The organism is Mesorhizobium sp. WSM3860 (assembly GCF_002294995.1).
Lineage (GTDB): Bacteria > Pseudomonadota > Alphaproteobacteria > Rhizobiales > Rhizobiaceae > Mesorhizobium.
The window spans coordinates 1-22677 of the sequence record NZ_NSGF01000035.1 but is presented as its reverse complement, the minus strand read 5'-3'; the positions used below and the strand labels follow the sequence as shown (position 1 = coordinate 22677).

Sequence of the window (22677 nt, the reverse complement as noted above, 5' to 3'; positions counted from 1 at the left end):
CCTCAGTATGCGTCAGCGTTGTCGATGTTGAAGTTGTAGAGCTTCCGGGCCGAGCCGTAGCGGGTGAACTCTTCCGGCTTGGCATCCCTGATACCGGCGCGGTCGAGCAGGTCCTGAAGCAGGGCGATATGCTCGGGCCGCATCTCCTTCTTGATGCAGTCCGCGCCCAGGCTCTTGACCTTGCCGCGAACGAACAGCCGCGCCTCATAGATGGAATCGCCCAGCGCATCGCCGGCATCGCCCAGCACCACCAGATTGCCGGACTGCGCCATGAAGGCCGACATGTGGCCGATATTGCCGCGCACGACGATGTCGATGCCCTTCATCGAGATGCCGCAGCGTGACGATGCGTTGCCCTCAATGACCAGCAGGCCGCCGCGGCCGGTGGCGCCGGCATACTGGCTGGCGTCGCCTTTGACCACGATCGAGCCCGACATCATGTTTTCGCCGACGCCCGGGCCGGCCGAGCCGTGCACGGTGATGGTACCGCCGGCATTCATGCCGCCGCAGTAATAGCCAACGCTGCCGCGCACATCGACGGCGACCGGCTGGTCGACGCCGACCGCGACGGAATGGCTGCCTTTCGGGTTGAGAACTTCCCAGGAGGTCTCGTTCGAGCCCCGAGCGAGACCGTGGAGCGCCTGATTGAGTTCGCGCAGCGACTGTTCTGCGAGGTCGAAGACATGCCGCGCGAATTCCATTTCACGCGCTGGCGCCGCGGCAACATTCGAAATATTCATGGTCTCAATGCTCCCAGAAGTAGACAGTGGACGGCTCCGGCTCCCACACCTTGGCGCCATCAATACCAGGCAAGTTGGCCAAAGCCCGATATTCCGACCCGAAGGCGACATACTGGTCGGTCTCGGCCATGACGGCGGGCTTGCAGGCGATCGGGTCGCGCACCACACCGAAGCCGTTCTTGGTGCCGACGACGAAGGTGAAGAAGCCGTCGAGGTCGTCCAGGCTGCTTTGCAGTGCCTGGCCCAGGTTCTGCCCGTGGGCAATCTTGGACGAGAGATAGGCGGCTGCGACTTCGGTGTCGTTCTCGGTCTCGAAGCGCATTCCGTCGCGGATTAGCTCGCGGCGAAGATTATTGTGGTTCGACAGCGAGCCATTGTGCACTAGGCACTGATCGGGGCCGGTCGAAAACGGATGCGCGCCAAGCGTGGTGACGGCTGACTCGGTGGCCATGCGTGTATGGCCAATGCCGTGGCTGCCGCTCATACCCGTCAGGTCGAACCGCTTGACCACCTCGGCCGGCAGGCCGACCTCCTTGTAAATCTCGATCGCCTCGCCGGCGCCCATGAGGCGCACATTCGGTCGCAGTTCATTGATGGCGGCGCGGGCTTCCTCAAGCTTATCGGACGGGACGTCGAGCACAGCGTGGGTCGACTTCACCGTCAACGAAACCTTGGCTTCGATCTTCTTGCCAAGCTCGGCTTCGAGGCCTTCGAAATCGGCCTTGGGAGCCGAGGACTGAATGGTGATTTTGCCACGCCCGGCCGCACCACTATCGTAGATAGCGATGCCGGCGCTGTCCGGGCCCCTGTCGGTCATTGAGATCAGCATTTCGGACAGTAGCGCGCCCAACCTCGGTTCAAGCGATTTGTCTTTCAGGAACAGTCCAACGATCCCACACATCCCGTCACCTCCAGTGGTTGTTAGTTGAAGTGGAGGCTAGCAGGTTCCCTATCATAATTCAACTGTCATGAATTTTTTTTTCCTCTAGAAAAACACGAGCCCGCTGGAACCGGCCAAGGTTCCGAGGGCCTTGTTGAATGTCACCGGTCTGGGACGCGCGACGTCTGCCGCAAGGACAATGAGCGGCAAATGACGGCATGGTTGACGCGCGACGCCGCACACGCGAGCGCGCATGCCCAGCCCGCACGTTCGTAAAGGCCAGTGTTAGAATGAATGGCGAATTACGTCAGCCGTTTCCGCGCCCGTGGGGATAGGAGATGATTGATAAATATCGTATCGGCAGATGCGTCAATTCTTCGGGGCCATGCGGTGCGTCGGCGTCGAAAAACAAACTATCACCCGGCGTCATCCGGTAAAGATTGCTGCTATGACGGTAAACGACCTCGCCCTCCAGCATGTAGAGGAATTCCATGCCATCGTGCTGGAAGGTAGGGAAAACGTCGGAGTCCTCGGTCAGTGTGATGAGATAGGGTTCGACGACGACTCCGCTCGAATCGGAACCGATATGCCCTAGCAACGTATACTGGTGCCCGGCACGCGTGCCGCGCCGTTCGACGTCCACGCCCGATCCCGCCTTGACGAAGACGGCCTTCCGTTCTTCCTCAAAACGGCGAAAAAATGCAGTCACCGGCACGCCGAGCGCGCGCGACAGCGCCTGCAACGTGGTCAATGACGGCGAGGTGATGCCATTCTCGATCTTGGACAGCATGCCGACCGAAAGGCCCGTGGTGACAGCGAGATCGGCAACGGTGATGCCCAGTTTCTTGCGGAAGGCCCGAACCTCGTGGCCGATCGCAACCTCGAGCACGTTTTCGCGAGTGTCGCGGACAGCGTGGGGATCCTGACTGAGAGGCTTGCCGCGCGCCGGTGGCGGCGGGCTGACGACTACCGGTCCCGCCATTTTGACCGGAGTAAGCACCTTTCCACCCTTCTTCACCGCCTTTACCGCCTGCATTTTACCCGCCTTAGCCGTCGCCATGTTTACTGCCGTTTCCTGATTCATTTTACCAACAGTAAATATTTTCAGCTGGAGATACAACGCAGGATAATTAACGAGAAGGCGCGGCGCCCGGGCGCCACCGACCCCTCATGTCTTGCCGTGAAGAGGGCTGACGCCGGTGAGCGAAGCGGAAAGGAAAGCGCGCCTGGAGGCGGCGGGCCTGCCCCGAAGTCATGGTCAAGCTGATAACCTCGCTGGACGTCAACACGCGCCGGGGCGCTCTCGACGTCATCAGGCCGGCCGCCACCGCGCAGCCTGCGGGAACTCCTGGTCGATAACCGAGCCGCCCTCAGCGCGGCGGCAGCTTGGGCTCCAGAGACACGCGAGGGCTTCGTGATGGTTGCAAACGATGACCATTCAGGCCCCGGAGAGGTGCTTCCTCTCCAGCCGTTCCTGCTGTGGCGTTCGGGCGTAGAGTTCGCGGTAGCATTTGGAAAAATGCGACGCCGAAACGAAGCCGCACGCGACAGCCACATCGACTATGGGCGTGGAGGACTGAATAATCAGATTGCGCGAGCGCTCGAGGCGTATCTCCAAATAGTAGCGAGCGGGAGAGCGCCCCATCTCATCGCGGAAAAGACGCTCGACCTGCCGGCGCGACAGTCCGATTTGCCTGGCAATATCAGCTATCGATATCGGTTCAGACGGATTGGCGTCCATAAGTTCGATTATGGTCAGCACTTTTGGATTCTGAATGCCGAGCCTGGCACGCAAGGGAAGTCGCTGGCGATCGCTTGGGCTGCGCACCCGATCTGTCAGCACCTGCTCACATACGCGGCCGACCAGCGTATCGTCGAAATCGTCGCCGATCAGCTTCAACATCATGTCGAGAGCAGCCGTGCCGCCGGCACATGTGTAGATATTCTGGTCAACCTCAAGGAGGTCGGCAAACACATTGGCCTTCGGAAATGCCTCGGCGAAGCTTGGCATGTTTTCCCAATGGATGGCGCAGCGCTTGTCGGTGAGCAGCCCGGCAGCCGCCAGCACATGCGCGCCGGTACAGAGGCCGCCTATCGCAACGCCGCGACTGTGTTCCTCGCGCAACCACGCAAACGCTGACGTGTTTGAATAGCGTTCGACGTTGATGCCGGTGCAGACGACGACCATCGACGGCCTGTCCGGGCCAGCCATTTTACGCCGCTCCTCCGCCAAGGACGTGTCCACGGCACACAACACGGTAGGTGATTGTACTGGAGGAAGTAATCTAACTTATCAAGCCACTGCACACCCCCTCCGAGAAAAAGGGCATGACCCTCCTTTTGAAAAGGATCGAGTTCCTTTAGTGACAAGTTTGCTCCGCCTTCGATGAAAGCGGACTGCATACGATCAACCGCCTCTGGGTCGAAATAGTTGTCGTTCTTCGCATAGAGCCACAGATTAGGGACATGGCTGGTAGCGCCATAGGCTCTATATGTCTCAACCAGCTTGTCCTCCCATCCTGTGCAATTAAGGTGCAAGCCACCGGAAACACTCACAACGCCGACCAGGCCGGCCGGATTGCGCGCGCCCAGCGCTACCGCAGTTCCTCCCCCCATGGAATCGCCCATGGCAATAATGCGCGATGAATCGACATCCGATCTGGTCTTCAACACATCGATCACTGCTTGCAGATCATCCGCTGCCGCCTCGAGGTCTTGTTTGATGTGGGGTTTCTTGCAGGTGTCCTTTAGGAAAGGACCATCCGACCGACCATATCCCCTCCGGATCACTACCACCGCCAGCCAACCTCTTGCGGCCATGTCACGGGCTCGCCAACTGAATTTTCCAACGTTCTCCGCCCGGTTCTCACTGACGGACAAGGCCGTGCCATGAGTAATCAGCGCAACCGGCAAAGGCCCTTTTGCTTCCGATTTCTTCACCACAAGACTGTCGAGACGATAGGGTTTGCCGTCTATCATCACGTGAAGAAACTCATGAGTTTCGGTGAAGTCGGGGGCGTCGGCGGCAATCGCGTTTGCACAGAGCAGCAAGCCGACCATTGCCATCAATGCAAAAGCAAGGGTCCTCGACATCATCACACTCAACGGGGGCACATGCAGTTATTTCAAACTGCGCTGTCGAGCGGCATGGTCACCACCCGGTGCATCCGAGCGTCATCAAATAAAACGGAATTGCCACTGAAAAAAGCCGCGCCAAGTATCACCTCCCGCAGAGCAGGTAAGCTGAACTGGCCGTGTAGCCAAGTCAACGGCGTCATGTGGTTCGGCCGATACTTGGATCAACGATGATGGACAAATATTCGTGAATGACCGCAGTGGTTCGCATCAAACCACACTTACTAATAGGTCGCCCGTGGGGCTGGGCTAACATCCGGCCACCAACCTGGAGCCCTCGTCAGATCACAGCCTAGGGATTGAATGCGGGAGGCATTAGCCCAGTGGCTGGCCGTGTGCAGCCACAGCGTGCCTATCCGCGATGTCCGCTTTCAGGCGGTGAAAGGCCCGATTTCGATGACCGAAACGGGCGCAAAGCTGCCACTCGCACCATCTCGGCCAGCCGCAGAATGCACTTCTTGTTATATTTGTCCATAACGAATGCCTTCATGGCAGTGACTTTCTACAAATGTCTGTTGGTATTCAGGTACGAGACAGGCCAACCGTTCTGGCGCCGTCGCCATGGCAGTCTTTGCCACCTCATGGGAGCGCTCCAATTGGCCCGCGCGGTGCAAGGGACGGAATTATCGGATCGGATCCTTGCGGCAGGGAAGGATGCCGCAAGGCGCTAATCCAGGCGGCTCAGCATGGGAAGGCCTCCTAGCGTAGTGGGAAATGGCGCCTGAAGCGGAAAATCCGTCACCTTGAGCTAAGAGCGGTCCGATGCCTCAAGAGCGGCCACGCCTTACACATCAGGTCCGCTGTAGCGCTCGAAATGTCCCGGCATGACGATTTGTGTCAGGGGCGATCCTGGGTCCTCGATCTGACGCAGCAGTGCGTCTACCGCCAATCGTCCGGCTTCGGCAAGATCGACGAAATGCGCGAGCAGAGGCACGGCCAGATACTTGCTGAGACGCGTGTTGTCCCGCACGAAGAGGCCGACATCACGCCCCGGCACCAGACCCCGCTTGCGCAGGGCGCTGATCGCGCCCAGCAGCCCTAGCTCGCTTGAACACATCAAGGCGGTCGCCGGTTTCGGCAGGTCGAGCACGGATTCGAAGAAACTCTCGCTTGCCGCCATGGTGAACTCCTCATGCCCGACGAGCGCCGGATCGAACGGAAGTTTGGCTTTGGCAAGGGCTTGCCGGTAGCCGCGCAGCCTCTGCTCGCAGCTCTCGTCATCGCGGGTCAGCAGATGTAGCGCGATCCGGCGATGCTTTTGAGCGATCAGCTGGGTCGCGGCATCCCGAACCATACCTTCATTGTCGACGTCTATATAGGCGTAGTCCAGCTTTGTCGCCGAGCGACCGAATGCAACGAAGGGAATGCCTCGGTCCCTGAGGAAGGCGATCCGCGGATCTTTCGCCGCCATGCGGGTGATAATGATCCCGTCGCTGATGCCCGATTGGACCAGCCGCTGCAGCGACCAGAGCTGGTCCTCCTCCGGTCCGGTGGAAAAGATCGAGAGCGCATAGCCGTTCTCGGAAGCCGCAAGCGTCATGCCCTCGATTAGCGGGACCTTCGCGAGGTCGGCCACGTAGGCCCGGGTTTCCAGCGGCAGGATCGCCGCGATCGTGCGGGTACGTCCGGTCCTGAGCGCCAGACCGTGGATGTTCGGCGCATAGCCTGCCTTCGCAGCCGCTTTCTGCACCCGGGCTCGGGTTCGGGGGTGGACTTCGGGCCCCTCCTTCAGCGCGCGCGACACGGTGGTCACGGACAGGCCGAGGCTGTTGGCGATCTGTCGAAGGTTTGGTCTGGCTGATGGCGCCATGGTCTGGTCCGGTGCAATGCGTTCAGGTGGCAGGATGGCCAAGTATCCGCTGAAAGTGAAGCCAATGCCGGCTTGGCGGCCAAGCGGCACCGCTGCCTGTAGCTCCAGCCCGCCACAAATATCATTCGTGTACGTACGAATCCAGCTTGACAGCGCGGTGCAATTGGCCAATCGTAACGTTACAAATTCAATCGTAACGTTACGATTGGCTCGCACAAGGCCGGATAACATGGTCACGCGGCCGCACAACAGGGAGGACTGACATGCCCAAGCTTTCGCAAATCTCCACGCTGATACTGGCTCTCTCGGCCGCGGTTCCGGCCTGGGCGCAGAGCGTCACGATCACCACCGCCGGCGGCGACTACGGCACCGGCATGAAAGAAGCGATGTGGGCGCCTGCTGGCAAGGCGCTTGGGCTCGATGTTCGCGGCGAAACCCAGAGCGACGGCATGGCCGCGCTCCGCATGCAGGTCTCTTCCGGCAACGTGACGACGGATATTATCCATCTTGGCTCCGGTGAAGGCGCGCAGGCCGCCGATCTAGGCCTGCTGGAGCCGCTCGACGACACCGTGGTCGATCAAAAGGCGCTACCCTCCGGGGCGGTCTCGAAATTCTGCTATCCCTTCTCTTCCTATGGAACTGTCATTGCGTGGAACACCAAGACCTACGGCCAAAACGGGCCGAAGGACTGGGCGGAGTTCTGGGACGTGAAGAAGTTCCCTGGCCGCCGCGCGCTGCGGAACAATGCGCAGGACCTGCTCGAAGCGGCGCTGCTCTCACAAGGTGTCCCGCCGGAGAAAGTCTATACCACCTTGAGCGAGCCCGGCGGCATCAAGCGCGCCATCGACCGCCTGGCGGAACTGAAACCCCACGTCGCGGTCTGGTGGACCTCGGGCGCGCAGTCCGCGCAGATCCTGAAGGACGGCGAGGCCGACCTGGTCGAGACCTGGAACGGCCGTGCGCAGAGTGTCAAGGACGACGGTGGCGCGGCCGCCTATACGTTCCACAGTTCGATCATCGGTACGGACTGCCTCGCCGTTCCGAAAGGCGCGCCGCACAAGGCGGACGCGATGAAACTGATCGCCGCCATGACCTCACCTGAGCGCGAGGCCAAGTTGACCGACTACATCGCCTATGGTCCGATGAACCAGGCCGCCTATGCCGGCGGCAAGGTTCCGGCCGATAAAATGGCGCTGCTCGCCACAGCGCCAGACAATGCCGTGGGCGTCGTGTATGCGGACGCTGCCTGGTGGGCGAAACACGCCGACGAAGCCCAAGCCGCCTTTGACGCCATGATGAACCAGTAGGCAGTTGTTTGCCGAAAGGGCCTACCCATGGCTTCACCGCGCATAGCACTCGAAAGAGTGCGCAAGGTTTACGGTCGCCACGTCGCCCTGGATGACGTCAGTGTGGATGTTCGACCGGGGGAGTTCCTGACGCTTCTCGGCCCCTCCGGCTCGGGCAAGACCACCCTCTTGATGGCGATCGCAGGATTTGTCAGGCCCGAGGCTGGGCTGATCCGGATCGGCGAAGCCGATGTCACGCGGCTTCCGGTGAACAAGCGCGACATCGGCATCGTGTTTCAGAACTACGCCCTCTTCCCGCACATGAGCGTTCTGGGCAATGTCGAATACCCGTTGCTCTTGCGCCGGCTGCCGCGTGCCGAGGCGCGCGAGCGGGCGCGGGCCGCCCTCGCTCGCACGCAGTTGGAGGGCTATGAGGCGCGCGACATCGCCGCGCTTTCGGGCGGCCAGCGCCAGCGTGTGGCACTGGCCAGGGCCGTGGTATTCGAGCCGCGGGTCCTGCTGATGGACGAGCCGCTTTCGGCACTCGACAAGAACCTGCGCGAGCAGATGCAATTCGAAATCCGCAAGCTGCAGCAGGATCTCGCAATCACCACAATCTATGTGACACACGACCAGCGCGAAGCTCTGACCATGTCAGATCGAATAGCGGTGATGAATGGCGGCCGGATCGAACAGCTCGACGCGCCGCAGCCTGTCTATCAACGGCCCAGAACGCGCTTCGTCGCCAATTTCATGGGCGAATCAAACATTATGCCCGCAGCCCTCGTGGAGCCGTTGGGATCGGCTCCGCCACTCGACGGCACTTTAGTCATCCGCGCCGAGAATTTTGCTCTGGAACGCGACGCGGCCGGCGGTGACGGGATCGCGATCAAAGGACGGGTCGCCGCCTATGCCTTCCGCGGCGAAACCTGGCACCTGCGCCTCAAAGTCGAGGGTGAGCGTGAACTGCTGCTCAGCATTCCATCCGGAAAGTCGCTCGACCAGGCCGGCATCACGATCGGACAGCAGCTGACCGCCTACGCCGCAGCCCGGCATATCCACAGACTCGACGGCGGCCCCGAACCATGACCGCAATGACCGCAACGGTGAATGCCGCTGGTCTGCGGCGTGACGCGGCAACCGAGCGCAGGTTCTTTCTGTCGCTCGCTCTACCCTCGCTGGTCATTGTCGGGATCGGCGCAATTCTGCCGTTGTTCTGGATCCTGCAACAATCCTTGGCGACGGCTCGGGGCGACATCACCCTTGTGAACTATACGGCACTTTTGACGAACGGGCTCACCTGGCGATCCCTGCTGGTGACCCTGGAACTGTCCGGCGGGACCCTGCTTTGCTGTCTCGTGCTCGGCATCCCGCTCGCTTTTCTGCTGGCAAGCACATCACCAAGGACCGCCAGTCGGCTGATGGTGCTGGTCCTCCTGCCGCTCTGGACCTCGATTCTGGTCCGCACCTATGGCTGGCTGGTAATTTTGCGGCGCGACGGATTGATCAACGATCTCCTGGTCGGCAGCGGCCTCGTGTCCGAGCCGGTGCCGCTGGTCTACAATTTCACCGGCACCTTGATCGGAATGGTGCACTACATGCTGCCGATTTTCGTGCTGCCTACCTATGCGGCGATGCGCGACATCGACGGCAACGTGATCCGGGCCGCCGCCAGCATGGGCGCAAGCCTCTGGCACTGCTTCCGGACGGTGATCCTGCCGCTGGCCTTCGGCGGCATCGCGTCTGGCTCGGTCATTGTCTTCGTCTATACGCTGGGTTTCTTCATCACGCCGGCGATCCTCGGCGGTGGCCGGATCAGCCCGATCGCGATCCGAATCGACCGCACACTCTCGACCCTGCAGGATTGGGGTGGTGCGGCGGCATTCGGCGTCTTTCTGCTGCTCATCGTCGCGGTCCTCGGCGTGACGGCACTGGGCGCTGCCAGGTTGATCAGGTCAAAGCCGGCCGCGGATTGAACCATGCTGGACGCCTATCCCGAAAGCAGACTTGCCCACGCTTTGCTCTGGTCCTTCGGCGCGCTGGTGCTGGCGTTCCTTATCCTGCCGACGTTGATCGTGGTGCCGATCTCGTTCTCCGGCTCCGACATGCTGGAATTTCCGCCGCGCAGTCTTTCGCTGCGCTGGTATGCGAGCTTCTTCGGCTCGGCCGACTGGATGGCTGCACTGCGCACGAGCCTGATTCTCGCCGGCCTGACGGCGATCGTGTCTGTGCCCGCCGCATTCTTGGCCTGTGTGGCGATGGACCGGCTGGGTGGGCGGCTCGCCAGCGGCATCTATACCTTCGCGGTGATCCCCTCGGTCGTTCCCGGTATCCTGCTGGCGATCGGATTGTTCTTCGTTCTGGCGAAGCTCCGGCTGCTCGGAACGCTCGGCGGCGTCCTTCTCGGCCATGTCGTCCTGGCCATTCCGGTTGCGGTCGTCGTGCTCTATCCCGCCGTGCGCCGGTTCGACTGGGTGCAGCTTCAGGCCGCGCGCAGTTTGGGTGCCGGCTGGGGTGGCGGAATCGTCGGCATCATGCTGCCGCAGATGGTCCTTTCATTGGTTTCGGCGGCGCTCATGGCGTTTCTCAGCTCGCTCGATGAAGCCGTCATTTCGATCTTCGTGTCGAGCGGCGCGAATACCACGCTGCCGAAGCTGATGTTCATTTCGCTGCGCGACCAGATCGACCCGACCATCGCTGCGATCTCGACGCTGTGGACCGGCCTCGTTGTTGCCGTCGTCCTCCTCTTCGCCGCGCGCCAGAGGCCCTAGACCCCACAGGAACATGAATGACTATGCATCGCTCTGCCCCAGCGCCTATTCCAACGGTCGAATTGGCCCTCATCACCGGCTCGGCGAGTTGGGGGCTAGCCTTTCCCGAAGATGTGCCAATGGCCGGCGTGGAGGTCCTGGCCCGCGACATGGCCTTCGAGACGCCTTACGGGCGGACGGAAAACTGGAAGCTCCTCGCGTTTGACGGCTCGATCACAAGCGACGGGCAGCCACGCCGGGCGCTCTGCATGTATTCGCACGGCAACCCACGAGACGAAATCGATCATGCCTGCCATCGCCGTGCCTTCTGGGTGCTGCGGGAGGCCGGCGTCAAGCGGGTGATCACCTGTTCGACGGTCGGCGCGGTCAACAGGGCGATCCGCAGCGGTGATCTGGTCATCGCGGCCGACATAATCGAGCCGACCCAGACGCCATATTCTCTGCTGCCGGGACGCCAGAAATTCGACGCCAGCGGCAAGCAGATCGTCTGCAGCAACTGCGCCGCAATCCTGGCCGAGACGGCTTGCCGGCTTTGGCCGACGGAGGCGCGCGTCCATGGCATCGATCAAGGGTTGGTTGCCGGCCATGTCTATGGCCCGCGCCTGACCACACCCGCCGAGGCCATCATGTTCCGCACCCTCGGCGCCGATGTTGTCAACCATTCGATCGCGCCCGAGGCGACCCTGTCGCGCGAGATCGGCGCCTGCTTCACCCCTTGCGCTTTTGTGACCGCGACGATGAACGATTACCTCAGCCGAGACCGCGGCACGCTCCTGCAGGCCGGCATGCTCGAACGCCTTTCGCAAATCACATCGAGGGTCGCTCTTGGGACCGCGGCCGCACTTCCCGTCGGAGAACCCTGCGCCTGCCACGCCCTCCTCACACCACAGCCGCCGGAGCGTTACGCGCGGTACTAGACGTCATGTTCCAGGGCTGAGATCGGTGGCCCGCCCTTTCGTGCGATTAAGAGACGAGGGTTGCTCGGATGGGCCGAGCCGATCCTCACGGACGAGCCATGGAGGAGTATAGCGAAGCGTTCGTCGCGTTTGATGTAGCCAAGAAGAAGCACGCGGTGGCGCTCGCGGAGGGAGGCCGCAGCGGCGAGGTCCGGTTTGTCGGCGAGGTGGAGAATAGTCCTGCGACGATAGAGCGGACGATCAAGAAGCTGGGAAAAAGATATGATCGACTGCACGTCTGCTTCGAAGCTGGGCCGACGGGCTACGGGTTGTGCCGGCAGGTTCGCGAACTCGGTCACGACTGCATGGTGGTTGCGCCGGCCCTGATCCCGAAGCGGCCGGGCGAGCGCGTCAAAACCAACCGACGGGATGCGGTCACGCTGGCGCGGCTGCATCGGGCGGGCGAGCTGACCGGGGTGTGGGTGCCGGACGTCGTCCATGAGGCTGTGCGATCTGGTCCGGGCTCGGGAAGCCGCAGCCCGATGACCTGCGCCGCAAGCGCCAGCAGCTACTCTCCTTTCTTCTGCGGCAGAGGCGGATCTACGAGGGCGGCGGTCATTGGACATTGGCGCACCGGCGCTGGCTTGCCCGCCAGAGCTTTGAGCACACGGCGCAGCAGATCGTGTTTCAGGAGAAGATCGACGCGATCGAGGACGCGGCTCAGCGGTTATGTCGCCTGGACGAGCAGCTGAAAGCCATCGTGCCGACCTGGTCGATGGCGCCGGTCGTGGAGGCCTATCAGGCGATGCGTGGCGCCTCGTTCCTGGTCGCAGTGATCTTCGCGGCCGAGATCGGGGACGTGCGCCGCTTCGATACGCCGCCGCAGTTGATGGCCTTCCTCGGTCTGGTTCCGGGAGAGCGCTCGACTGGCGACACGGTCCGCCGGTCGAGCCTTACGCTCGCCGGCAATCGACGTGCCCGCCGCGCCTTGGTGGAAGCGGCTTGGACGTATCGCTATCCCGCCAGGGTTAGCGCGGCCCTGAGGGTCCGGCTCGAAGGGCTGCCGAAGGCTGTGCGCGACATCGCCTGGAAGGCGCAAATCAGACTCTGCGCTCGTTATCGTCGCCTCAGTGCCAGCGGCAAGAAGCCGCCGGTGGTCGTGGCTGCGATCGCGCGCGAGATGGCCGCCTTCCTGTGGGCCATCGGCAGGGAAGTCGCACCGTTGTGGCGGTGTCGACCCAACCCGCTGCACAGCGTTGGGGGTGGGGCCACGGTGGGGAACTCCCGTCGCTAGTTATGTGGCCGAGCCGATGCGCCCGACGCCCGCCCTCTAGACCGAGGACAGCCACGAGACGAAGACACGGAAGGCGGTATAAGAGTCTGATCAACCGTCGTCTCTGAGCTCCACCCCCAGCCCTGTGCAGCTTCAGCCGATCTGACTGCTTCGCACACGCCGAGCAGACGATCCGTAGCCTGGACAGGGAACATGAGAGACTAGTCGGCCACTCGGCACAATCCGTTGCAAAGCTGGTCGCGCAGGGCGGCTATTCGGTGCATTGCGAGCGGCATGGCCGTTCATCAATTCCTGGTTCACATCTTCGCTCCAGGCCTCGATGCAGCTCGACACGCCATCGATGAAATCGTTGAACACTCTGTTGCAGTGCTGGTGGCTCTGCAGCGCGGGAGAAGTTCGGGCATCCTCCAGCCATTGCCGGCCAACGCCGTCTGACATCGCCGATTTACAGGGGCAGCCGTTTACCCAGCGCTGCTAAACTGCTGCTCAGGGTCGCAGGCGCGCAATTGTCATTCTGGTTTCTTCCGGCTGCGCGGAAAACCGATTCGAATTAGCCGCGGGCAGGCGGAATACACACGGTGGACGCCTTGCGTCGTAAAACGGGCGTAATTTCGGCGGCGTTCGGATAGGCCTGAATTATTCCCACTCGATGGTCCCCGGAGGCTTCGACGTAACGTCATAGACGACGCGATTGATGCCTTTCACCTCGTTGATGATGCGAGTGGCAGCGGCGCCGAGGAAGTTCATGTCGTAATGGTAGAAATCGGCAGTCATGCCGTCGACCGAGGTCACAGCGCGCAGCGCGCAGACGAACTCGTAGGTGCGGCCGTCGCCCATCACGCCGACGGTCTGCACCGGCAAGAGCACGGCGAAGGCCTGCCAGATGGCATCGTAGAGGCCGGCCTTGCGGATCTCGTCGAGGTAGATGGCGTCGGCCTCGCGCAGGATCTCCAGCTTCTCGCGGGTGATCCCGCCCGGGCAGCGAATGGCAAGGCCCGGACCCGGGAACGGATGGCGGCCGATGAAGCTTTCGGGCAGGCCGAGCTCTCGGCCCAGCGCCCTCACCTCATCCTTGAACAACTCGCGCAGCGGCTCGACCAGCTTCATGTTCATGCGCTCGGGCAGGCCGCCGACATTGTGATGCGACTTGATCGTCACCGAGGGGCCGCCGGAGAAGGAGACGCTTTCGATGACGTCGGGATAGAGCGTGCCCTGCGCCAGGAAGTCGGCGCCGCCGAGTTTCTTCGCCTCTTCCTCGAACACCTCGATGAACAGCCGGCCGATGGTCTTGCGCTTCCTTTCCGGATCGCTCTCGCCTTCCAGCGCCGAAATGAAGCGGTCGGAAGCGTCGACCAGGATCAGCGGCAGGTTGTAGTGCTGGCGGAACATCTCCACCACGCTTTTCGCCTCGTCCTTGCGCATCAGGCCGTGGTCGACGAGGATGCAAGTCAACTGATCGCCTACCGCCTCGTGGATGAGGAGCGCGGCGACCGAGGAATCGACGCCGCCCGACAGCGCGCAGATCACCTTGCCCTTGCCGACCTGCTTGCGGATCGCCTCGACCGCCTGCTCGCGATAGGCAGCCATGGTCCAGCCCCTGCTGAGGCCGGCGATGTGGTGGACGAAGTTGCTGAGCAGCTTCGCGCCGTCGGGGGTATGGACGACCTCTGGATGGAACTGCACCGCGTAAAACTTGCGTGCCTCGTCGGCAATCGCCGCGAAGGGCGCGCCGGTGGAGGTGCCGACGATCTTGAATCCTTCCGGAATGGCGGTGACGCGGTCGCCGTGGCTCATCCAGACCTGATGGCGCGTGCCCCTGGCCCAGACACCGTCGAACAGCGCGCAGTCGTCCTCGATCTCGAGGAAGGCCCGGCCGAACTCGCGGTGATGGCCGGCCTCGACCTTGCCGCCGAGTTGAGCGCACATCGTCTGCTCGCCATAGCAGATGCCGAGCACCGGAATACCGGACGAAAAGACCTCGTCGGGCGCGCGCGGCGAGCCGATGTCGACGGTCGAGTGCGGGCTGCCCGACAGAATGACGGCCTTCGGCCGGATGCGGCGGAAGCCCTCTGCGGCTGACTGGAACGGAACGATCTCGCAGTAGACCCCGGCCTCGCGCACGCGCCGCGCGATCAGCTGCGTGACCTGGCTGCCGAAGTCGATGATGAGAACCGTGTCGGGATGTGTCGTCATGTCGGGCCTTTAAAGAAAGAACCGATTCGGCGCAATGCTTCGCGCTGCGGCTTTCGGTCCTTGCCAAAGCGCCTAAAGCGCGTCGCGTCGAAACGCATTCAGGCGACGAGCTTCAAGTTTTCATCTTGATGCATCTCGTTCTCCCGAAACGGCCGCGGAGTTTTGGGCGACATGCATTAAGTAAGGCTGATCGCGCCGGACGCAATCGCCTGCTCCAGCAACTCTATTGCTCCGGCCAGCTTCTCGTCGATGACATGCAGATACTCGGTCCAGTCGCCGACATGCCTGAGATCGGCCGCGCCGTCGGAAATACCGCGCAGGCCGATCAGCGGCACACCGAACAGCTGGCAGGCGCGCAGGCAGGCGAAGGTCTCCATGTCGACCATGTCGGCGTCGATCGCGTCATAAGCGGCGCCGGTGACGATGGCGCCTCCGGTCGACAGCGTCGCGGTCCTGATGCCGGGAATGACGAAGGGCAGCGGCACCGTCACCGGCAAGTCGAGGAACGGCGTCGCGCCCTTCGCGAAGCCGAGCGGCGAAGCGTCGATGTCGCGGTAACTCACCGACACGGCCTGGTAGATTTCGGTCTGTTCGAGCGTTCGGCTTCCCGCGGAGCCCAGCGAAACGACGAGATCCGGCAGCGCGTCCTCGGCCTTCAACGTGGCGAGTTCGGCGCCGAGGCGCACACCGGCCTCGACCGGGCCGACGCCGGTCATCAGCGGCGTGAACAGCTTTTTGAGATGCGGGCCGTATTCGGCCTCGGCCGCCATGACGAAGAGGACGGATTTTTCCCCTATCCGCGCAGCGCTCGCCATGGATCACCCCTCGATGCCGTCGCGGCCGACCACCGTCATCATCGTGCCGGTCATGGTGGCGATCAGCTTGGCCTCGCCATCGGCAGCGAAGGCATAGGCCTGGCCGTCGGCAACAATGATGGTGCGGCCCGGCTTGGTCACCGAGCCGCGGAACAGGAAGCGCTCGCCCTTCCCCGGGGCGAGCAGGTTGACCTTGAATTCGATGGTCAGCACGCTGGAATTCTGCGGCATCAACGAGAAGGCGGCATAGCCGCAGGCCGAGTCCAGCGCGGTCGAGATGACGCCGGCATGCAGGAAGCCATGCTGCTGGGTGAGCGAAGGGGCATAGGGCATCTCGATCTCGATGATGCCGGGCGTGACCAGCGTCAGCTCGGCGCCGATGGTGGCCATGGCTTTCTGGCGGGCAAAGGAAGTCCTGACGCGATCCTCATAGTCGGGAGCGGGTACGATCTTGGCTGCCATGGCCTTCGCCTCACTTTTGCTGGCGAAGCTTATTGCAGAGGCAGGCAGGACAGGCAATCTCTCATGTTGCAGCGCAGCAAATGCCGGCTGCTCTCATACGGCCCTGCGCAGGGCGTGGAAATAGAACCCGTCAGTGCCGCTGAGCGCCGGCGACAGCGAGATGCCACCGGCGTCGCCAATACGCGCAGCGTCCTCGTGGCCGGGGAAACGGCTGTCCCAGAGCTGGCGGTGGTCGACCGGCGCAAAGCCGCCGTGGCGCTCGCGGAAGGCTGCGACCTGCTCGCCGTTTTCGGCATCGAACACCGAGCAGGTGATGTAGACGAGCAACCCGCCGGGCTTCACGAAAGCCTGCGCCATGTCGAGGATCGCCAGCTGCTCGCCTTTGCGGGCATCGAGCTGTCTGTCCGTCAGCCGCCACTTGGCGTCCGGCCGCCGCCGCCAGGTGCCGCTGCCGGTGCAGGGCGCATCGATCAGCACGATGTCCATATGACCGGTGAGCGGCGCGAATTCCGCGGGCTTGCTGACGACCTGGATGTTGCGGCTGTGCGCGCGGCGGATGCGCTCGAAGATCGGCGCCAGACGCACCTTTTCCGCATCATGGGCGAAGACCTGGCCGCGATTGTCCATCTCTGCCGAAAGCGCCAGCGTCTTGCCCCCGGCGCCCGCGCAATAATCGAGCACCTGCATGCCTGGCTCGGCGCCGGCGAGCGCTGCTGCAAGCTGCGAGCCCTCGTCCTGCACCTCGAACCAGCCCTTCTGGAAGGCGGGCTCGGCCTGGACGTTCGGATGCCTGCCGTCGCCATTGATCGGCGGGATGCGAATGCCGTGCGGCGCGATTGCGGCAGGTGCTGCACCGGTGCCCTGGAGTTCCGCCAGCACCTTGCCGCGGTCTGCCTGCAGCGCATTGACCCTGAGGTCCAGCGGCGGGCGCATCGCGAGAGCCGCGCCCTCTTCGATCCAGGCATCGCCATAGGCGTGCTCGAGCAGCGGCGCGCACCAGTCCGGAACATCGGCCCGCACGGCATCCGGCGCATCGGCGAGCCTGCCGGAGGCTGCGGCTTTCAGTTCGGCGGCGCTGAGCAGCGGCGGCGCGAATTTGTCGCCATCGAGAGCGTCATTCAGCGACCGCGCCGTCTGGCCCCATTCCAGCAGCAGCGCGCCGAAGCCGATGGCGCGTGGCGTCTCCTCGCCGAAGAGCCAGCCGGCCGAGCGCTTGCGGCGCAGCGCGTCGTAGACGATGTTGCCGATCGCCGCGCGGTCGCCGCCACCGGCAAAGCGGTGCGACAAACCCCAGTCGCGCAAGGCGTCGGCCACCGGCCGATGCCGACGGCCGATGTCTTCAAGCACTTCGATGGCCGCCGCCAGCCTTCCGCCCAGTCTCATTCTGTCTTTCCGCTGCCTGCCAATTGTTTTCCGGCATGCTCTTAAAGCGTTTCAGGCCCGGATTGAAACAGTTCTGTTACGGCCGTCACGCCGGACCATGCCGAGGGCTGCGACCGCCGGTGCCGGAAGTCAGGCCGCATAGAAGCGAAGTTCGCGACGTTCAGGCTGAACAAGAAAAGGCGCGGGGCATGAGCCCCGCGCCTTTTCTTGGGAGGATGAGACCTTACTTCGAGGCGATCTCGAAGCGGTCGAGATTCATCACCTTCGTCCACGCCTTGACGAAGTCTTTGACGAACTTCTGCTTGGCATCCGCCGAGCCGTAAACCTCGGCCAGCGCACGCAATTGCGAGTGCGAGCCGAAGATCAGGTCGGCGCGGGTGCCGGTCCACTTGACTTGCTTGGTCTTGCGGTCGCGCGCCTCATACACCTCATCCGAGTCTGGCTCAGAGCCGGCCGTCGGATCCCAGATGGTCGCCATGCTGAGCAGGTTGATGAAGAAGTCGTTGGTCAGCGTGCCCGGCCTGTCGGTGAACGCGCCGTGCTTTGAGCCGCCATGATTGGCGCCGAGCACGCGCAGGCCGCCGACCAGCACCGTCATTTCCGGCGCCGTCAGCGTGAGGAGCTGGGCACGATCGACCAGCATCGCCTCGACCGACATGGGCAGTCTGCCGCGGACGTAGTTGCGGAAGCCGTCGGCCCTCGGCTCGAGCGCCGCGAAGGATTCGACATCGGTCTGCTCCTGCGAAGCGTCCATGCGGCCCGGCGTGAAGGGCACCTTCACTTCATTGCCGCCGTCCTTCGCGGCCTTCTCGATCGCGGCGGCGCCGCCGAGCACGATCAGGTCGGCGAGCGAGACCTTCTTCTCGCCCGCCTGCGCCGCGTTGAACTCCTGCTGGGTGGCTTCCAGCTTCGCCAGCACCTTCGAAAGCTGGGCCGGCTGGTTGACTTCCCAGTCCTTCTGCGGGCTGAGACGGATGCGGCCGCCATTGGCGCCGCCGCGCTTATCCGAGCCGCGGAAGGTCGAGGCTGAGGCCCAGGCGGTTGAGACCAGTTCAGGAACCGTAAGGCCGGAGGCCAGGATCTTCGCCTTCAGCCCGGCGATATCCTCTTCGCTGACCAGCTCGTGGTCGATCGCCGGGATCGGATCCTGCCAGATCAGCTCTTCCTTCGGCACGAGCGGGCCGAGATAACGAACCACCGGCCCCATGTCGCGATGGGTGAGCTTGAACCAGGCGCGGGCGAAAGCGTCGGCGAACTGGTCCGGGTTCTGGTGGAAGCGACGCGAGATCTTCTCATAGGCCGGATCGAAGCGCAGCGCGAGATCGGTGGTGAGCATGGCCGGAGCGTGACGCCTGGAGGGATTATGCGCGTCCGGAACCGTGCCGGCGCCGGCGCCGCCCTTCGGCGTCCACTGATTGGCGCCGGCCGGGCTCTTCGTCAGCTCCCATTCGAAGTTGAACAGGTTGTCGAAGAAATTGTTGCTCCATCTGGTCGGCGTCGTGGTCCAAGTGACTTCGAGGCCCGAGGTGATGGCGTCGCCGGCAATGCCGGTGGCATGTTTGCTCGACCAGCCGAGGCCCTGCGCTTCGATGCCGGCACCTTCCGGCTCCACGCCCACCAGCGAGGCATCGCCGGCGCCATGGGTCTTGCCGAAGGTGTGGCCGCCGGCAATCAGCGCCACGGTCTCTTCGTCGTTCATGGCCATACGGCGGAACGTCTCGCGGATGTCGCGGGCCGCGGCGACCGGATCCGGCTTGCCGTTCGGGCCTTCCGGATTGACGTAGATGAGACCCATCTGAACGGCGCCGAGATGGCCCTGCAGTTCGCGGTCGCCGGAATAGCGCTGGTCATCCAGCCATTTGGTCTCGGAACCCCAGTCCACATCCTGCTCCGGCTCCCACACGTCGGGGCGGCCGCCGGCGAAGCCGAAGGTCTTGAAACCCATCGATTCCAGGGCGACATTGCCGGCGAGGATCATCAGGTCGGCCCAGGAGATCCTGCGGCCGTATTTCTGCTTGACCGGCCACAGCAGCCGGCGCGCCTTGTCGAGATTGGCATTGTCCGGCCAGCTGTTCAGCGGCGCGAACCGCTGCTGGCCGGCACCGGCGCCGCCGCGCCCATCGCCGATGCGATAGGTGCCGGCACTGTGCCAGGCCATGCGGATGAAGAGCGGTCCGTAATGGCCGAAATCGGCCGGCCACCAGTCCTGCGAGTCGGTCATCACATGGTGCAGATCCTTGATCACGGCATCGAGATCGAGGCTCTGAAATTCCTTGGCATAGTCGAAATCCTCGCCCATCGGGTCCGAGAGGTTCGACTGCTGGTGAAGAACGCCGAGGTCGAGCAGATTCGGCCACCAATCCCGGTTGGTCCTGCCGGCGGATCCATGCGCCACGGGGCATTTGCCAGCGCTGCTGTCGTCGGTTTTCGCGTCCATCTTACTCTCCAGGTTTTGATTTTTCCGAGATTGATTCTGCGCAGATTTCGGGGCCGGCCAGCGGCCGCGCCAATCTGGAATGATTCCAGCCTAGGCCGGCTTGGCGATAAAGACAAATTGCCTTTCCTGTTCGTTTTGATAAGCTTTCCTTATGATCGGCCTCACCGTGCGACAGATGCTTTATTTCGACGCGCTGGCGCAGACGCTGCATTTCGGCCGCGCCGCGAAGCTTGCCGGCGTCAGCCAGCCGGCGCTCTCCGCCCAGATCGCCGAAATGGAAGAGCGGCTGAACTGTCTTTTGTTCGAGCGCGGCGGCAAGACGGTGCGGATGACGGACGAAGCGCTTGTGCTGCAGCCGCGCATCGAGCGCATTCTTGCCGATATACGTGACGTCGAGACGACCGCCCGGCGCGGCCGCCCCGCCATGGAAGGCCGCTTCCGGCTGGGCATCATCCCGACGGTAGCGCCGTATCTCCTGCCGCGGGTCCTGCCGGAATTGAAGAAGCACTTCCCGGGCCTGCAGCTCGAACTGCGCGAGGCGGTGACGGCATCGCTGGTCGAGGACAATGTCTCGGGCAAGCTCGACGCTTTCATCGCCGCGCTGCCGCTCGACCATCCGGGGCTGGTCACGGAGGAGCTCTTCCCGGACCGCTTCTTCCTTGCGGTCCCCGCCGGCGATCCGGCTTTCGCCTCGCCGCCCGTGCCGCCGGAAAGCCCGGCGCTGGAACGGCTGATGCTGCTAGAGGAAGGCCATTGCCTGCGCGAACAGGCTCTGGCCGTCTGCGGCAATGTTCGGCCGGTGGCGATGGCAAGCTATGGCGCCACCAGTCTCACCACGCTCTTGCAGATGGTGGCGCATGGACTGGGCGTGACGCTGGTTCCGGAAATGGCGGCAAACGCCGCCGCCGTGATGCCGGACCTCAAGATCGTGCCTTTCCAGGAGCCAATGCCGCAGCGCATGATCTGCCTCGCATGGCGGCGCAACAAGGTGCGCCAGGACGAATGCGTGGAACTGGCAAAGATCATACGGGGATTTGGATCAGGCGGTGCTTGCGAGTTGACGCTGGCTTCTCAGCTTACCATCCCGGTTCTCAGCCAGCGTCTCGCTCATCGGAAGCTTCTGCGACATGTGCGAGCTGTCGCTGCCCGCTCGAGAATCCGATAGTGGCGATTCCCAACCTCGCAGCGTCTCTATCTCGGCATCGACTGCCAGCCTTCACGGCACAAATATCAGAAATACATATGTGAAAAACACCACGACATGAACCATGCCGGTCAGGAACGTCGTTCTTTCGGTGCTGAAGCTGACGTTGCATATCACGAGCGCCAAGACCAAAAGGACTGCGTCTGCCGGCGGGAGGCCCAGGGTCAACCCTCTGCCCGTCAGCAGGCTGGCGGCCGCGACCGCCGGTATTGTCAAGCCGATCGTGGCGCAGGCCGAACCCATCGCAACGTTGAGGCCGCGCTGCAGCTCATTGTTGAGCGAGGCGCGAACCGCCGAAATGGCCTCCGGCATCAAAACCAGCCCGGCGATCATCGCTCCCACGATGCTGTCGGCCTGGGTCACCTGGTAGGCAACGAGCGTATCCTCGACACCGGCAGCGACCTGCTCGGCCAGCATGACAATGCCGACCAGCCCGCTCAGCAGCAGCAGAACGCCGACAGAAAGGCTTTCGTGAGGGGCAGTTCGCATCGAACCGTCGTGCGCCTGTTCCTGGACGAAGTCGTCCCGGTGCCGAACGGTCTGGGCGAACACGAAGCTTGCATAGAGCAGCACTGAAAGGACGCTCACAAAACCAAGCTGGGCTGCCGAAAACGTGCCTGGATCCGTCGTCTGAGTGTAGGTCGGCAGGACAAGCGTCATGACGGTCAGCGCAATCAGAACCGCGAGATACGCGCTGGTCCCTTGCCGAACGATTGCCTGCTTGCGATGACGCCAGCCGCCAAGCGTGAGACATGTACCGACGACGCCGGTGGAGGTAATCATCACCGTCGAGAAAACGGACTCACGCGCCAATGTCGGGTTGTTCTTTCCATGCAGCATCATGGAAACGATGATCGACACTTCGATTGCCGTCACGGCAAAGGTCAACACCAACGTTCCGTACGGCTCCCCCACGCGCCGGGCCACTGCCTCGGCGTGGTCGAGCACCACGAAAATGGTGATGAACATGATCGCACTCGAAAGTGCTCCAACAACAATCCTGATGTTCAGCGAACCCTCGTCAACCGAAAGGCCGCTGGCCCTGACCGCGACAGCCATCACCAGGGCGGCCAATGGCATCGTGTAGGAAGTCACCGACCGCCCGAAACCAGTCATTGAAGCCCCCTGCGTTTCCGCGAATTTAGCGGAAAAGCCAGTGGGAAACACCCCAGCCGACATCACTGCGACGCCGACGGACCGATCACCCGGCGTTCGGCGCCGAAACCGTCGCAGATCAAGGCGGGGCGGCGGCAATAGCGGGGCGCGCCCGGCCTAAGCGTCCGCGGTGCTGAACTAGAGCGGGATGAATTTGGATTGAATCGAAGGGATTCCCAAGGGTCTGCAAATCAGATTCAAGATGCTGGCTGGGAG

Annotated in this window: 16 protein-coding genes and 3 pseudogenes; 7 read left to right on the top strand and 12 right to left on the bottom strand. The window is 62.9% G+C overall.

Annotated elements, in window-relative coordinates; genetic code table 11:
* Window positions 1–2: 2 nt before the first annotated feature.
* From CK220_RS30010 to CK220_RS29980, 6 genes and pseudogenes are all read right to left on the bottom strand, one after another.
* Complete coding sequence (locus tag CK220_RS30010) at window positions 3–740, bottom strand: GXGXG domain-containing protein (protein WP_095814977.1); 738 nt, start codon at window positions 738–740, stop codon at window positions 3–5.
* Window positions 741–744: 4 nt separating this feature from the next.
* Window positions 745–1641, bottom strand: a complete 897-nt coding sequence (locus CK220_RS30005; protein ID WP_095814976.1) for a glutamine amidotransferase family protein — start codon at window positions 1639–1641, stop codon at window positions 745–747.
* Window positions 1642–1927: 286 nt separating this feature from the next.
* Window positions 1928–2602 (bottom strand): XRE family transcriptional regulator, encoded by a 675-nt coding sequence (locus CK220_RS30000; RefSeq protein ID WP_245429464.1) that lies wholly within the window; start codon window positions 2600–2602, stop codon window positions 1928–1930.
* A 456-nt stretch (window positions 2603–3058) separates the two neighbouring features.
* Window positions 3059–3877: pseudogene (locus tag CK220_RS29995) on the bottom strand (GlxA family transcriptional regulator); the annotation flags it as partial.
* An 80-nt stretch (window positions 3878–3957) separates the two neighbouring features.
* Window positions 3958–4599: pseudogene (locus CK220_RS32725) on the bottom strand (alpha/beta hydrolase); the annotation flags it as partial.
* Window positions 4600–5539: 940 nt separating this feature from the next.
* Window positions 5540–6796, bottom strand: coding sequence for a substrate-binding domain-containing protein (locus tag CK220_RS29980; protein ID WP_245429463.1), 1257 nt, complete (start codon window positions 6794–6796; stop codon window positions 5540–5542).
* Window positions 6797–6828: 32 nt separating this feature from the next.
* Between CK220_RS29980 and CK220_RS29975 the strand changes: the two genes are divergently transcribed.
* The 6 genes and pseudogenes from CK220_RS29975 to CK220_RS29950 all read left to right on the top strand — a co-directional run.
* Window positions 6829–7872: an ABC transporter substrate-binding protein gene (locus CK220_RS29975; RefSeq protein ID WP_095814972.1), complete on the top strand. Its 1044-nt coding sequence runs from the start codon at window positions 6829–6831 to the stop codon at window positions 7870–7872.
* A 27-nt stretch (window positions 7873–7899) separates the two neighbouring features.
* Entirely contained in the window at window positions 7900–8940 is a 1041-nt protein-coding gene (locus tag CK220_RS29970) for an ABC transporter ATP-binding protein (RefSeq protein ID WP_095814971.1), read from the top strand.
* 122 nt (window positions 8941–9062) lie between these two features.
* Window positions 9063–9827: an ABC transporter permease gene (locus CK220_RS29965; protein WP_245429462.1), complete on the top strand. Its 765-nt coding sequence runs from the start codon at window positions 9063–9065 to the stop codon at window positions 9825–9827.
* 3 nt (window positions 9828–9830) lie between these two features.
* Window positions 9831–10622: an ABC transporter permease gene (locus CK220_RS29960; RefSeq protein ID WP_095814970.1), complete on the top strand. Its 792-nt coding sequence runs from the start codon at window positions 9831–9833 to the stop codon at window positions 10620–10622.
* A 119-nt stretch (window positions 10623–10741) separates the two neighbouring features.
* Entirely contained in the window at window positions 10742–11539 is a 798-nt protein-coding gene (locus CK220_RS29955) for a 5'-methylthioadenosine phosphorylase (protein WP_245429461.1), read from the top strand.
* Between the two features lie 98 nt (window positions 11540–11637).
* A pseudogene (locus tag CK220_RS29950) lies at window positions 11638–12731 on the top strand (IS110 family transposase); the annotation flags it as partial.
* 717 nt (window positions 12732–13448) lie between these two features.
* On the opposite strand, the gene guaA reads toward CK220_RS29950, so the two are convergent.
* The 5 genes from guaA to katG form a co-directional block, all read right to left on the bottom strand.
* On the bottom strand, window positions 13449–15005 hold the full coding sequence (gene guaA, locus CK220_RS29945; protein ID WP_095814968.1) for a glutamine-hydrolyzing GMP synthase: 1557 nt from the start codon (window positions 15003–15005) through the stop codon (window positions 13449–13451).
* 176 nt (window positions 15006–15181) lie between these two features.
* The gene (locus tag CK220_RS29940) at window positions 15182–15820 is read right to left on the bottom strand and encodes a 5'-methylthioadenosine/S-adenosylhomocysteine nucleosidase (RefSeq protein ID WP_095814967.1); all 639 of its coding nucleotides are present in this window, start codon (window positions 15818–15820) and stop codon (window positions 15182–15184) included.
* Window positions 15821–15823: 3 nt separating this feature from the next.
* Complete coding sequence (locus tag CK220_RS29935; RefSeq protein WP_066989431.1) at window positions 15824–16282, bottom strand: PaaI family thioesterase; 459 nt, start codon at window positions 16280–16282, stop codon at window positions 15824–15826.
* Window positions 16283–16375: 93 nt separating this feature from the next.
* The gene (locus tag CK220_RS29930; RefSeq protein ID WP_095814966.1) at window positions 16376–17665 is read right to left on the bottom strand and encodes an RsmB/NOP family class I SAM-dependent RNA methyltransferase; all 1290 of its coding nucleotides are present in this window, start codon (window positions 17663–17665) and stop codon (window positions 16376–16378) included.
* Between the two features lie 223 nt (window positions 17666–17888).
* Window positions 17889–20102 (bottom strand): catalase/peroxidase HPI, encoded by a 2214-nt coding sequence (gene katG, locus CK220_RS29925; RefSeq protein WP_095814965.1) that lies wholly within the window; start codon window positions 20100–20102, stop codon window positions 17889–17891.
* 151 nt (window positions 20103–20253) lie between these two features.
* On the opposite strand from katG, the gene CK220_RS29920 reads away from it, so the two are divergent.
* A complete protein-coding gene (locus CK220_RS29920) occupies window positions 20254–21267 on the top strand; it encodes a hydrogen peroxide-inducible genes activator (RefSeq protein ID WP_141245261.1) in 1014 nt (337 codons plus the stop codon).
* A 51-nt stretch (window positions 21268–21318) separates the two neighbouring features.
* On the opposite strand, the gene CK220_RS29915 is transcribed toward CK220_RS29920, so the two are convergent.
* Entirely contained in the window at window positions 21319–22422 is a 1104-nt protein-coding gene (locus CK220_RS29915) for a calcium:proton antiporter (protein WP_095814964.1), read from the bottom strand.
* Window positions 22423–22677 lie beyond the last annotated feature (255 nt).